The sequence below is a fragment of the Streptomyces sp. NPDC087300 genome (assembly GCF_044744425.1).
In the GTDB taxonomy this organism is placed as follows: Bacteria; Actinomycetota; Actinomycetes; order Streptomycetales; family Streptomycetaceae; genus Streptomyces.
This window is the reverse complement of sequence record NZ_JBIUYI010000011.1, coordinates 198,043-211,797: the sequence shown is the minus strand read 5'-3', so window position 1 is coordinate 211,797 and position 13,755 is coordinate 198,043. Positions and strand designations below refer to the sequence as shown.

At 70.0% G+C, this 13,755-nt stretch carries 10 protein-coding genes; 7 read left to right on the top strand and 3 right to left on the bottom strand.

Going from position 1 to position 13,755, the window contains the following annotated elements:
* The first annotated feature begins 191 nt into the window (after positions 1-191).
* From ACIO9J_RS36895 to ACIO9J_RS36865, 7 genes are all read left to right on the top strand, one after another.
* Positions 192-1,526: an ABC transporter substrate-binding protein gene (locus ACIO9J_RS36895; protein WP_402009256.1), complete on the top strand. Its 1,335-nt coding sequence runs from the start codon at positions 192-194 to the stop codon at positions 1,524-1,526.
* A gap of 5 nt (positions 1,527-1,531) precedes the next feature.
* Positions 1,532-2,548: a carbohydrate ABC transporter permease gene (locus tag ACIO9J_RS36890; RefSeq protein ID WP_402009378.1), complete on the top strand. Its 1,017-nt coding sequence runs from the start codon at positions 1,532-1,534 to the stop codon at positions 2,546-2,548.
* A 9-nt stretch (positions 2,549-2,557) separates the two neighbouring features.
* Positions 2,558-3,433: a carbohydrate ABC transporter permease gene (locus ACIO9J_RS36885; RefSeq protein WP_402009254.1), complete on the top strand. Its 876-nt coding sequence runs from the start codon at positions 2,558-2,560 to the stop codon at positions 3,431-3,433.
* Between the two features lie 112 nt (positions 3,434-3,545).
* A complete protein-coding gene (locus ACIO9J_RS36880; protein ID WP_402009252.1) occupies positions 3,546-5,015 on the top strand; it encodes a glycoside hydrolase family 1 protein in 1,470 nt (489 codons plus the stop codon).
* Between the two features lie 112 nt (positions 5,016-5,127).
* On the top strand, positions 5,128-6,804 hold the full coding sequence (gene aspT, locus ACIO9J_RS36875) for an aspartate-alanine antiporter (RefSeq protein ID WP_402009251.1): 1,677 nt from the start codon (positions 5,128-5,130) through the stop codon (positions 6,802-6,804).
* Positions 6,805-6,807: 3 nt separating this feature from the next.
* Positions 6,808-8,511, top strand: coding sequence for an aspartate-alanine antiporter (aspT, locus tag ACIO9J_RS36870; protein WP_402009249.1), 1,704 nt, complete (start codon positions 6,808-6,810; stop codon positions 8,509-8,511).
* 41 nt (positions 8,512-8,552) lie between these two features.
* The gene (locus ACIO9J_RS36865) at positions 8,553-10,202 is read left to right on the top strand and encodes a bifunctional aspartate transaminase/aspartate 4-decarboxylase (RefSeq protein WP_402009247.1); all 1,650 of its coding nucleotides are present in this window, start codon (positions 8,553-8,555) and stop codon (positions 10,200-10,202) included.
* Between the two features lie 54 nt (positions 10,203-10,256).
* Here ACIO9J_RS36865 and ACIO9J_RS36860 read toward each other — a convergent pair whose 3' ends face one another.
* The 3 genes from ACIO9J_RS36860 to ACIO9J_RS36850 form a co-directional block, all read right to left on the bottom strand.
* Positions 10,257-11,300, bottom strand: a complete 1,044-nt coding sequence (locus ACIO9J_RS36860) for a chitinase (RefSeq protein ID WP_402009245.1) — start codon at positions 11,298-11,300, stop codon at positions 10,257-10,259.
* Between the two features lie 287 nt (positions 11,301-11,587).
* Entirely contained in the window at positions 11,588-12,976 is a 1,389-nt protein-coding gene (locus ACIO9J_RS36855; protein ID WP_402009243.1) for a sensor histidine kinase, read from the bottom strand.
* Positions 12,973-13,677, bottom strand: a complete 705-nt coding sequence (locus ACIO9J_RS36850; protein ID WP_402009241.1) for a response regulator transcription factor — start codon at positions 13,675-13,677, stop codon at positions 12,973-12,975. The genes ACIO9J_RS36855 and ACIO9J_RS36850 overlap by 4 nt, the downstream gene beginning before the upstream one ends.
* Between the last annotated feature and the right edge of the window lie 78 nt (positions 13,678-13,755).

Sequence of the window (13,755 nt, the reverse complement as noted above, 5' to 3'; positions counted from 1 at the left end):
GCGTCCGCCGCCTTGACACCCCCGCAGCGAGCCGCGACTCTTCAAGACATCACACATGGGAGCGCTCCCACCGTACCTGGCTCTTACATCACCCGCACGTTCCCCGCCCGAGTTGATTTTCCCCAACTCGCAGTCCCAGCACTCCAGTTGACCGAGGGCGGTCGGCACGTTCAGGGCACGAGGAGGACGCAATGCGCTACAGGACTCGCACGTACCGCAGGGTGACGGTCCTCGCGGCCGTCGCCGCCCTCGGCGCCGGCCTGCTGGCCGGCTGCGCCGAGGACAAGGAGGACGCGGGCGCCTCCTCGGGAGGCGGCGGAGGCGGCGGCAAGGGCAAGACCACCCTGACGGTCGGCGTCTTCGGCGCCTTCGGTCTCCAGGAGGCCGGTCTCTACAAGGAGTACGAGAAGCTCCACCCGGACATCTCCATCAAGCAGAACTCCGTACAGCGCAACGAGAACTACTGGCCCGCGCTGCTCACCCACCTCAGCAGCGGCAGCGGCCTCTCCGACATCCAGGCCGTCGAGGTCGGCAACATCGCCGAGCTGACCACCACGCACGCGGACAAGCTGGTCGACCTCGGCAAGGCCGACGGCGTCGACAAGAACGACTTCCTGGACTGGAAGTGGCAGCAGGGCACCAGCAAGGACGGCAGGACGATCGGGCTCGGCACCGACATCGGCCCGACCGGCATCTGCTACCGCAAGGACCTCTTCGAGAAGGCCGGACTGCCCACCGACCGCGAGGAGGTCGGCAAGCTCTGGGCCGGTGACTGGCAGAAGTACCTCGACGTCGGCAAGCGCTACCAGAAGAAGGCCCCCGACGGCACCTCCTTCGTGGACGGGGCGACCGGCGTGATGGCCGCCGTGCACGCCTCGGGCAAGGAGAAGTTCTACGACAAGGACGGGAAGCTGATCTACAAGGACAGCCCCACCGTCAAGGAGGGCTGGGACATCGCCGCCGAGTTCGCCGAGTCGGGTCTGACCGCCAAGCTCCAGCAGTTCCAGCCCAGTTGGGACCAGGCGATCTCCAACGGGTCCTTCGCCACCCTCACCTGCCCGCCCTGGATGCTCGGCTACATCAAGGACAAGGCGGGCGACAAGGGCGAGGACAAGTGGGACGTCGCCGCGTCGCCGAAGCCCGGCAACTGGGGCGGCTCCTTCCTGGCCGTGCCCGAGGCGGGCAAGAACAAGGAGGAGGCGACCAAGCTCGCCGCCTGGCTGACCGAGCCCAAGCAGCTCGCCAAGCTGTTCGACGAGCGGGCCAGCTTCCCGAGCGCCGACGCCGCGTACTCCCTGCCCGAGGTCAAGGACGCCAAGAACCCCTACTTCGGCAACGCGCCCGTGGGCCGGATCTTCTCCAAGGCCGCCGAGGGCGTGCCGGTCCAGCCCATCGGCCCGAAGGACGGGATCATCTCCCAGTACCTGGCCGACACCGGGATGCTCGGCGTCGACCAGAAGGGAACCACTCCCGACAAGGCCTGGGACAACGCCGTGAAGACGATCGACAACGCTCTGGACCAGTGACCGGGATGACGAGCGACGCCGGTACCGCCGCGCCCTCCCAGGAGGAGGGCGCGGCCCCCCGCGACCGGGCCGCCGCACGGTCCGCCGATCCGGCCGACCAGCGCCGCAGGGCCCGGCGCAGCCGCCGCTACCGCTGGGACGTCAAGTGGAGTCCCTACCTCTTCATCTCCCCCTTCTTCCTCTTCTTCCTCGCCTTCGGGCTCTTCCCGCTGCTCTACACCGGGTGGGCCTCGCTGCACCGCGTCGAGCTCGGCACCCCCACCGACATGGAGTGGGTGGGGCTGCGCAACTTCTCCCGGCTGCTCGACGACGAGTTCTTCTGGAACGCGCTGCGCAACACCTTCACCATCGGGCTCCTCTCCACCGTGCCGCAGCTCCTGATGGCACTGGGCCTCGCCCATCTGCTCAACTACCGGCTGCGCGGCTCGATGTTCTTCCGGGTGGCGATCCTCACCCCGTACGCCACCTCGGTGGCCGCGGCGACGCTGGTGTTCGTCCTGATGTTCAGCCGCACCGACCACGGGATGATCAACTGGGGGCTCGGGCTCGTCGGGATCGACGCGGTCGACTGGCAGAACGGCGACTGGACCGCGCAGTTCGCCGTCTCCTCCATCGTGATCTGGCGGTGGACCGGCTACAACGCGCTGATCTATCTCGCCGCGATGCAGGCCATCCCGCACGATCTGTACGATTCGGCGGCCCTGGACGGCGCGAGCCGCTGGCAGCAGTTCCGGCACGTCACCATCCCCTCGCTGCGGCCGACGATCCTGTTCACCTGTGTCGTCTCGACGATCGGGGCGACCCAACTCTTCGGTGAACCCCTGCTGTTCAGCCAGGGCGCGAGCCCCACCGGCGGCTCCGACCACCAGTTCCAGACGCTCGGCCTCTACCTCTACGAGCAGGGCTGGTTCAACCAGCACCTGGGCCGGTCGTCGGCGATCGCCTGGGCGATGTTCCTGATTCTCGTGCTGATCGGCCTCGTCAACTGGGCCATCAGCCGCCGGATCCGCAAGAGCACCTGAGGGGATGACGTGACCACCACCCTGTCGACCAGGTCCACCAGGCCGCGCAAGCGGGGCGCCGGACGCCAGCTGCACGGCGGCAAGGTGACCTACGCGGTGCTGATCCTCTTCACCATCGGCTCGCTCTTCCCGCTGGTGTGGACCGCGATCGCCGCGTCCCGCAACAACACCCGGCTGGCCGAGACGCCTCCTCCCTTCTGGTTCGGCGGCAATCTCTTCAAGAACCTGGAGATCGCCTGGACCGACGCCAACATGGGCACGGCCCTGCTCAACACCCTGGTGGTGGCGGGCACCATCACCGTGGGCACCGTCCTGTTCTCCACCCTCGCGGGCTTCGCCTTCGCCAAGCTCCGCTTCCGCTTCCGGGGCTTCCTGCTGCTCCTGGTGATCGGGACGATGATGGTGCCGCCGCAGCTCAGCGTCGTCCCGCTGTTCATGGTGGTGGCGAAGCTGGGCTGGACCGACCAGCTCCAGTCCGTCGTCCTGCCCACCCTGGTCAGCGCCTTCGGGGTGTTCTTCATGCGGCAGTACCTCAAGGAGGCGCTGCCCACCGAGCTGATCGAGGCCGCCCGGGTGGACGGCGCGAGCAGCTGGCGGGTGATCTGGCACGTGGTCTTCCCGGCCGCGCGTCCCGCGATGGCGGTGCTCGGCATGCTCACCTTCGTCATGGCGTGGAACGACTTCTTCTGGCCGGTCATCGCCCTGACCCAGGAGGGCGAGCCGACCGTGCAGGTGGCACTCGCCGGGCTCGGCCGCGGCAACATCCCCGACCAGTCCGTGATCATGGCGGGCGCGCTGCTCGGGACGCTGCCGCTGCTCATCGCGTTCGTGCTCTTCGGCAAGCAGATCGTGGGCGGGATCATGCAGGGCGCGGTCAAGGGCTGAGCCCTGCCCCCTCCCTCCGCCGCCCTGCCCCCTTCCTCCGCCGCCCCGCGCCCGGCCCCGCCCCACCGCCCCGTCAACTCCCCCTTTCCGTACGACTCATGGGAGCGCTCCTATGTCTTCGTCCACCGTGAACTCGACCTTTCCCGCCGGCTTTCTGTGGGGCGCCGCGACCGCCGCGTACCAGATCGAGGGGGCGGCGCGGGAGGACGGCCGCACGCCCTCCATCTGGGACACCTTCAGCCATACGCCGGGCAAGGTGCTCGGCGGTGACACGGGGGACGTCGCCGTCGACCACTACCACCGGTGGCGCGACGACGTGCGGCTCATGGCGGACCTTGGGCTTTCCGCGTACCGCTTCTCGGTGTCCTGGTCGCGGGTGCAGCCCACCGGGCGCGGGCCCGCCGTGCAGCGCGGGCTCGACTTCTATCGGGCGCTCGTCGACGAGCTGCTCGCGCACGGCATCCGGCCGATGCTCACGCTCTACCACTGGGACCTGCCGCAGGAGCTGGAGGACGCCTTCCCCAGCGGCTCCGCGGCGGGCGGCGGCTGGCCCGAGCGGGACACCGCGTACCGCTTCGCGGAGTACGCGGGGATCGTCGCCGACGCGCTCGGAGACCGCGTGGAGATGTGGTCGACGCTCAACGAGCCCTGGTGCAGCGCCTTCCTGGGCTACGGCTCGGGGGTGCACGCGCCGGGCAGGACCGATCCGGTGGCCGCCCTGCGCGCGGCTCACCATCTGAACCTCGCCCACGGCCTCGGCGTCCAGGCGCTGCGCGAGCGGCTGCCCGCGCGGGCGCGGATCGGCGTCAGCCTCAATCCGAGCGCCGTGCGCCCCCTGACCCCGTCCGCCGCCGACCAGGACGCGCGGCGCAGGATCGACGCACTGGCCAACCGCGTCTTCACCGGGCCGATGCTGCACGGCGCGTACGACGACGATCTGCTCGCCGACACCGCCCGCATCACGGACTGGGCCTTCGTCCAGGACGGCGATCTGCGCGCCGCCCACCAGCGCCTCGATTTCCTCGGCATCAACTACTACTCCCCCGCTGTCGTGTCGGCCGCCGCGCGCGACGGCGCCGACAGATCCCCCGGTCCGCGCCCTGACGGGCACGGCGCCAGCGCCCACTCCCCCTGGCCGGGCGCCGACGACCACGTCTCCTTCCACCGCGCGCCCGGTGAGCTCACCGCCATGGACTGGTCGGTGGACCCGACCGGCCTGAAGGACCTTCTCCTTGAGTACACCGCTCAGGCCCCCGGGGTTCCGCTCTACGTGACGGAGAACGGCGCGGCCTACGACGACGAGCCGGGCCCCGGCGGCCAGGTCCACGACCCCGACCGCATCCGCTATCTGCACGGGCACCTCGCCGCCGTGCACGAGGCGATCGTGGCGGGCGCCGACGTGCGGGGCTACTACCTGTGGTCGCTCCTTGACAACTTCGAATGGGCGTACGGCTACAGCAAGCGCTTCGGCGCGGTCCACGTCGACTACGCGACGCAGGTCAGGACCCCGAAGTCCAGTGCCCACTGGTACGCGAAGGTCGCCGCGTCGGGCGAGCTGCCCGGGGAGGTCACGACCGGCTGAGTCCCGCCGGGGCGGCGGGCGGAGCCGAGTGGCAGGGACCCACTCGGCTCCTTAGTTTGCCGGTATGTCGCCTTACGTATATTCCGCCACAGAACGGGCACGGTGAGTGCCCGTGGGAGTCCTCCGCGATCATCCCGAACTGGTGCTCTTCCTCTGTCTCGCCCTCGGCTACCTGGTGGGCAAGCTGCGCGTCGGCCCCATCACGCTCGGCGGCATCTGCGGCACGCTGATCGTCTCGCTGCTGCTCGGCGCGTGGACCAAGGTCACCATCTCCGACGACGTCAAGACGATCTTCTTCGCGCTCTTCATCTTCGCCCTCGGCTACATGGCGGGCCCCCAGTTCTTCGCCAACCTCAACCGCGGGAGCCTGCGCTTCTTCGCGCTCTGCGGCATCGAGCTGGTCTGCGTCCTCGCCATCGCGTTCGGCCTCGCCAAGGCGTTCGACCTGGACGTCGGCACCGCGTCCGGCATCCTGGCCGGGGCCGCCACCGAGTCCGCCGTGGTCGGCACGGCCACCGAGTCCATCGCCAAGCTCGGTGACCTCACCCAGGAGCAGATCAGCCAGTACCAGGGGCACGTCGCCACCGCGTACACCGTCTGCTACCTCTTCGGCCTGATCACCATCGTGATCTACACCAGCCAGATCATGCCGATGATGCTGCGCATCAACCTCAGGGACGCCTCGCGCGAGCTGTGGGAGAAGATGCGCGGGGGCGGCGGCCTGGAGGCCGACGAGCGCCAGGCGCTGCCCGGCATGGTCGGCCGCACCTATCTGGTGACGGCGGGCGACGGCAGGACCGTCGGCGCCCTGGAGACCGAGCTCGACGGCCGGATCACCGTGGAGGCCGTCAAGCGCGGCAGCAAGCTGCTCACCCCCGCGCCCGGTCTCGAACTGACCCTCTCCGACCTGGTCCTCCTCGTCGGCCGGCGCGCCAACGTCATCGAGGCCGGGCGCCTCATCGGCCCCGAGACCCCGGGCATCCCCGGCGTCGACACCCCCCTCGCCACCAGCCAGGTCGCCGTCACCGACAAGGCGACCGAGGGCAGGACCGTCGACCAGCTCCAGCAGGCGCACCCCGAGTTCATCAAGGACGGCGTGTACGTCACCGACGTACTGCGCGGCGACCAGCACCTGCCCGCCACCGCCGACACCACGCTGCACCGCGGCGACGTGCTCACCCTCGTCGGCGCCCGCTCGGGACTGAACAAGCTGGTCGCGAAGATCGGCGCGGTCGTCAAGAACGACGCCACCGACTTCATCTACCTGGGGCTCGGCATCGCGGCCGGCTCGCTGCTCGGGCAGGTCGTCGTGAAGTTCGGCGACGTCCCGATGTCGCTCGGCACCGGCGGCGGCTGTCTGATCTCCGGGCTGCTCTTCGGCTGGTTCCGCTCCCGCAAGCAGACCTTCGGCGCCTTCCCGCCGCAGGCCGCGAGCACCATCAAGGACATGGGCCTGGCGGTCTTCATCGCCTGTACGGGCCTGGTGTCGGGGCCGCAGGCCTGGCCGCTGCTCAAGGAGTACGGGGCGCTGCTCCCGTTCGCCGGCATCGCGATGGTCCTCGTACCCGCGACGATCTCGCTGATCGTCGGCCGCACGCTCCTGAAGATCGAGAAGCCGCTCCTGATCGGCGCCATCGCGGGCCAGCAGTGCTCGACGCCCGCGATCACCTCGGTCACCCAGGTGGCGCAGAGCTCCGTGCCGATGTTCGGCTACACGATCACGTACGCCCTCTCCAACTTCCTGCTGCCCCTGACCGGGCCGATCCTCGTCGGCGTCCTGGGAGCGTGAGCAATGATCGACTTCCTCAACCGGAACATCTTCCAGCCCCATCCCGAGCTGCTCGTCTTCATCACCGTGGCGTTCGGCTTCCTGGTCGGGAAGGTCCGCTACAAGGCCATCGCGCTCGGCGCCGTCACCGGCTGCCTCGTCGTGGGCCTGCTGTTCGGCGCGCAGTTCAAGGTGGCGATCGACGGGACGGTGAAGAACCTCTTCTTCACGATGTTCCTGTTCGCGCTCGGCTACAAGGTCGGCCCGCAGTTCTTCCGCGGCCTGAAGAAGGACGGCCTGCCGCAGGTCGTCAACGCCGTCGTGGTCTGTGTGACGGGCCTGCTCGTCTGCTGGGGCTTCGCGGCCATGCTCGGCTACGGTCCTGGGCTCTCGGCGGGGCTGCTCGGCGGCGCGCTCACCCAGTCCGCGGTGATCGGTGTCGCCCAGGACGCCATCGGCAACCTGCCGGGGCTCTCCGCGGGCGCCGTCAAGGAGCAGGAGAACCTCGTCGCCATCGGGTACGCGGTCTGCTATCCGCTCGGCACGATCCTGTGCGCGATGCTCCTCGCGAACGTGCTGCCCCGGCTGTACCGCAGGGACCTGGCGGCCGAATCCCTCGCGCTCGCCAAGGAGTTGGACGCCCCCGCCGACGACCCCGACCTGAGCGAGGGCTACTACGAAGTGGTCCTCCGCGCCTACAAGGTGGAGCGGCCCGACATCGTGGGACGCACCATCGACGACTTCGAGAGCCAGCAGAAACAGCTGGGCCGCCGCCTCTACATCACCGGCGTGCGGCGCGACGGGACGGTCCTGCCGCACGACCAGGGGACGGCGCTGCACGAGGGCGACGTGGTGGCGATGAGCGCGATCCGCGGCGACCTGGTCACCTATGACGCGCGCACCCACATCGGCGGCGAGGCCGACGACGTCGAGCTGCTCGGCTACCAGACCGAGAGCCTGCACGTGGTCGCCTCGGAGAAGGCCCAACTGGGCAAGACCATCGGCCAGTTGCGCGCCGAGCCGTTCATGGTCGGCGTCTACGTCGACAAGCTGTTCCGGGCCGGATCCGAGTTCCCCTACCGGCTCTCCACCAAGGTGGAACGCGGCGACACCCTGGTCCTGACCGGGCCCAAGCGTCTGGTGGACCCGGCGGGCCGGGAGATCGGCAAGCCGGTGCCGACGTCGTTCGCCACCGACATGGTCTGGGTGGGCCTCGGCATCTTCCTCGGCGGCTGCATCGGCATCCCCGCGCTGACCGCGGGCGGCGTGCCGATCTCGCTCTCCACCTCGGGCGGCGCGCTCATCATGGGCCTGGTCTTCGGCTGGATCCGCGGCAAGTACCCGACGTACGGCAACGTCCCGCCCGGCGCCCAGTGGTTCATGGACACGCTCGGGCTCTGTCTGTTCGTCGCGGTCGTCGGCATCAACGCGGGGCCGAGCTTCACCAGCGGCCTCTCGACGGCGGGCTGGGGGCTGCTGGTCTTCGGAGCCGTCGCCACGGTGATCCCGCTGATCGTCGGCTTCCTCGTCGGCCATTACATCCAGAAGATCCGCTTCCCGATCCTGATGGGCGTCCTGGCGGGCGGCCAGACCACCACGGCGGCGATCGGCGCGATCAACGAACAGTCCAAGTCCCAGGTGCCGACGCTCGGTTACACGATTCCGTACGCCGTGTCCAACGTCCTCCTGACGATCTGGGGCGCCGTCATCGTCCTCCTGCACCACTGACGTCCACCCACCATCCGTACGTCCGTACGTAAGGAAGCACCGTGCCGAAGACCACGTTCACCCGCGAGGAAATCCAGTCCTTCGCCCAGCTCAGCCCCTTCGAACTGAAGGACAAGTTCATCCAGATCGCGCAGGCGGTGCAGGAGGACAAGCCGGGCCAGAAGGAGAAGTCGAGCGCGCAGATGCTCAACGCGGGCCGCGGCAACCCGAACTGGACCGCGACAGGGCCCCGCGAGGCCTTCTACGCGCTCGGCTACTTCGCCCTCTCCGAGTCGAGGCGGGTGTGGACCGCGGACGACCTCGGCGGCATGCCGGAGAAGACGGGATCCGCGGAGCGCTTCGACACCTTCGTGCGCCGCCACCCCGACCTGCCCGGCATCGAACTCCTGGAGAAGTGCGTCGCGTACGCCGTCGAGCGCTTCGGCTTCGACCGGGACGAGTTCGTCCACGAACTGACCGACAGCTCCATCGGCGACAACTACCCCGTACCCGACCGGATGCTGACGCACGCCGAGCGGATCGTGCGCGGCTACCTCGCCGACGAGATGTTCGCCAAGAAGCCGCCGCAGGACACCCTCTCGCTGTTCGCGACCGAGGGTGGCACGGCGGCGATGTGCTACATCTTCGACTCGCTGATGAAGAACGGGATCCTGAAGAAGGGCGACAAGATCGCCCTGATGGTGCCGGTGTTCACGCCGTACATCGAGATCCCCGAGCTCGACACCTACGAGTTCGACGTCGTGAACGTCGAGGCGAGCCTGTTCACCGAGACCGGCGTGCGCGAGTGGCGCTACCCCGAGGAGGAGGTCGCCAAGCTCGCGGACCCCGCGGTCAAGCTGGTCTGCATCGTCAACCCGTCCAACCCGCCGTCCCTGGCGCTCAGTCAGCGCGTCGCGAACCAGATCAAGGACATCGTCGCGAACGACAACCCGAACCTGCTGCTCGTCACCGACGACGTGTACGGCACGTTCGTGGAAGGCTTCCGCTCGATCGCCGCCGACCTGCCCCGCAACACGTTGCTCGTGTACTCGTACTCCAAGCACTACGGCTGCACGGGCTGGCGCCTCGGCGTCATCGGCCTGCACGACGACAACGTCATCGACACGATGATCGCGGAGCTGCCGGACGCGGAGAGGAACCGACTCGACAAGCGCTACGGCACCCTGTCGCTCGAACCGTCGAAGATCCGGTTCATCGACCGCCTGGTCGCCGACTCGCGCCAGGTCGCGCTCAACCACACGGCGGGCCTCTCGCTCCCCCAGCAGGTCATGATGACGCTCTTCTCGCTCTTCGACATGCTGGAGGAGGGCCAGGCGTACAAGGAGCGGATCCGCGCGATCGTGCGGCAGCGGCTCGATCTGCTCCTCGAAGGCGCCCAGATGAAGATCTCCGACGATCCGCAGCGGGCCGCGTACTACATCGAACTCGACCTGCTCGCGGAGGCGGAACGCGTCCACGGCAAGGAATTCGCGGACTTCCTGGAGAAGAACTACGAGCCCGTCGACCCGCTGTTCCGCCTCGCCGAGCAGACCCACGTGGTGCTGCTCAACGGCGGCGGCTTCGACGGCCCGCAGTGGTCGGTGCGGGTCTCGCTCGCCAACCTCGACGACCTCGACTACCTGAAGATCGGGCACCATCTGCGGGGCATCTTCAACGACTACGCGGCGGAGTGGCAGGCGTCCAGGGCCTAGGGCCTGTGCCCCGGCCGGGTGGGGGGCTCCGGCCGGGGCACCTGGGGGTGATGGCTACTTGTACGCGGCGAACCCCTTGGTGAACGCCAGCGGCTGCTGCTCGATCGAACTGCACGTCGGCTGCGCGGAGTTGGTGGCGCCGCCGGGGCAGGCCTTGTCGCGGGTCGAGGACCACATCGACAGCTGGCCCATGCCCTTGGCCTCGGCGAACTTCACGAGCTGCGCGGCGTCCTCGACCTTGAACACCTCGGTCGCGACGTCGTTCACGCCGATCATCGGCGTGACGGCGACAGCCCCCCACGCGGCCTTGTCGGACAGACCGAGCGCGGTCTTGACCTGCTTCTGCGTGGCGGTGGCGGCCTGGGTCGCGTACGTGCCCATGTCGCCGCTGTAGGAGGGGCCGTAGTCCATCGCCATGATGTTGACGGCGGAGGCCTTCACGCCGTTCTTCTTGGCGTTGGCGAGCAGGTCGACGCCGGGCTGGGTGAGGCCCTCCGGCATCACGGGCAGCGTGAACGAGACGTCCAGGCCCGGGTGTTGCTTCTGGAGCCGGGCTATCGCCTGGGCGCGGCGGGTGTTGGCCGCGGTGTCCGGCAGGGCGGCGCCCTCGATGTCGAAGTCGACCTTCGTCAGCTTGTACGCGTCGACGACCTTGCCGTACGCCTTGGCGAGCGAGGCCGCGCTGTCGCACTTGAGCCCCAGCTCGGAGCCGGCCGCGCCGCCGAACGAGACGCGGACGTCACCGCCCTTGGCGCGCAGCGCCCCGATCTGCGAGGCCACCTTGTCGTCGCCGAGCGCGGTGGCGCCGCCCCAGAGGGGCTCGCAGGTGCCGCCGGAGGTGATGAAGGCGAGGTTGAACTCCTTGACGCCGGTCTTCGTCGCGGTGTCGACGAGGTCGTAGGCGGGGGCGAGGGAGGTGTCCACGAAGGGGGCGAACCTTGCGGGGGCCTTGGCGGTGGGGGTCTTCTCGGCCGGAGCCTTCGTCGCGAGCGCCGTCCCGGAGAAGAGGAACGCGCCGCCGCCGACGAGGGAGGCGGCGACGAGCCCGCCGACGACCTTGGACCGGGTGCTCACCGTGCGCCGGTGCGTGCTGCTCATGGCGTGCCTGCCTTTAGCTGTACGGGGGTGGGGGTGCGACTGCACGCTAGCCGCGTGGGGAGCGACAAATGGGGTGACTGGGGGCCGGGGGTGGGATCTTAGGGTGCGCTTAAGGGAGGGATCGGGGCGGATTAAAGGTGCGGGTGGGTGGGGGGTGCTCGCGCAGTTCCCCGCGCCCCTTGCGGGGGCGTGCCGAGCGTCGCGGGGGGCTTTTAAGGGGCGCGGGGAACTGCGCGGCCAGCCCACCGCGCGCCCGCGGGGAAGGACGGCGATGCGGGAGCGGGACGTCAGCCCGGACCCGGCCCCCGCCGGCGGCGACGTACGGACGCCCCCCGATGCCCCCGCCGCCCCACCGCGCCCCCGCGAGAATCACGCTGGATCCAGATCCGCACCTCCGTGCCCCCCAGCACCGAGCTCCCGATCCGCACGTCCCCGCCCGTCGACTCCGCGAGGCGGCGGACGATGTCGAGGCCGAGGCCCGTCGAGCCGTCCTCGCCCGAACCCGCCCCGCGGGCCAGCGCCGCCTCGGGGTCGGCGATGCCCGCACCCGCGTCGGAGACGAGGACGATCACCGCGTCCTCGCCGCTGTGCACGTCCACCGAGAACGCCGTGCCCTCGCCGGTGTGCCGGAAGACGTTCCCGAGCAACGCGTCGAGCGCGGCGACCAGTTCGGCCCGCGCCACCGGTATCCGTACCGGCCGCTCCACGCCCGCGACGCGCACCTCGCGCCCCTCGTCCTCGGCGAGCGCCGACCAGAAGTCCATCCGCTCCCTGACCACCTCGGCCGCGTCGCAGCCCGCGCCGGGCCCCACCGTCGCGGTCTGCGGCTTGGCGTCGCGCGCGGTGCGGATGATCGTGTCGACCTCGCGTTCGAGCGTCTCGACGGCCGTACGGGTCTGCTCCGCCACGGGCCCGTCGCCGAGCGACGCCGCGTTCAGCCGGAGCACGGTGAGCGGCGTACGCAGCCGGTGCGAGAGGTCGGCCGCCAGCTCCCTCTCGTTGGCGAGGAGTTGGACGACCTGGTCCGCCATCGAGTTGAACGCCACCGCGGCCAGGCGCAGTTCGGTCGGCCCCTCCTCGGGAACGCGCGCGCCCAGCTTGCCCTCGCCGAGGTCGTGCGCGGCGCCCACCAGGCGTTTGGCGGGCTGGACCATGCGTACGCCGAGCCGGTCCGCGACCGCGACGGAGCCGATGACCAGCGCGATGCCGACGCCCGCGAGCACCAGCCAGGCCGTGGTCACGCCGTTGCTGATCTCGGCCTCGGGCACGTAGATCTCCACGACGGCCGTGCCGGAGCTGAGCGCGGTGGGCTGGAGCACCACGAACCCGCCGGGCACTCCGGTGGTCCTGGCCCTGCCCTCCTTGCGGGTGGCCTCCACGGCGCGCGCCCCGGCCCGCGGGTCGCCGACCTCGAAGGCGGCCGCGTCGTCGATGGCGGGGACGTACACCGCCATCCGCCCGTCACCGCCCGCCTCGGACGTGGCGACGGCCCGGGTGAGCTCCTCGCGGTCGGTGGTGATGGAGAGCGTGGGGCCCATGCCCGCGCCGTGCCGCTCCGCGTTCGAGATGGCGCGGTCCCGCGCCATCTCCTTGACGACCAGGCCGAGCGGCACCGCGAAGGCCACCACGACCATCGTCGTGACGGCCAGGCACACCTTGACGAGGGCCCACCTCACAGCGGTGGCCCCGGCAGCGGTGGCTCCAGCTTCACGCCGACCCCGCGCAGCGTGTGCAGATAGCGGGGGCGCGCGGCCGTTTCGCCCAACTTCCGCCGCAGCCACGACAGATGTACGTCGATGGTCTGGTCGTCCCCGTAGCTCTGCTGCCACACCTCGGCGAGCAGTTCCTTGCGGGGGACGACGACGCCGGGCCGTCCGGCGAGGAAGGCGAGCAGGTCGAACTCGCGCCGGGTCAGATCGAGCCGCGCCCCGTCCAGCTCGGCCTGGCGCCGCAGCGGGTCGATGGCGAGGCCGCCGACCCTGAGCACGTCGCTCGGCGGCACGTCGCCCGCGGGGACGCGGGCGCGGCGCAGCACGGCGGCCATCCGCGCGGACAGGTGCTCGACGGAGAACGGCTTGGTGAGGTAGTCGTCGGCGCCGTCGTTCAGGAGCCGTACGATCTCCGCCTCGTCGTCCCGCGCGGTGGCGATGATCACGGGTACGTCGGTGATGCCGCGCAGCATCTTCAGCGCCTCCGACCCGTCGAGGTCGGGCAGTCCGAGATCCAGGATCACCACGTCAAAGCGGAAATGGGCGACCTCGCGCAGCGCCTCCAGGGCCGTGCCGACGCTGCGCACGGTGTGCGTCGCCTCGGTCAGGTGCCGGATGAGGGCGGAGCGTACGAACTGGTCATCCTCGACGACGAGCACACTTGCCATGGGCGGCACCGTACGCCATACGAGGGACCCCGGTCGCCGCCGGGAGCGCGGTCCCCCACGGGACACATGTGCGGCCCG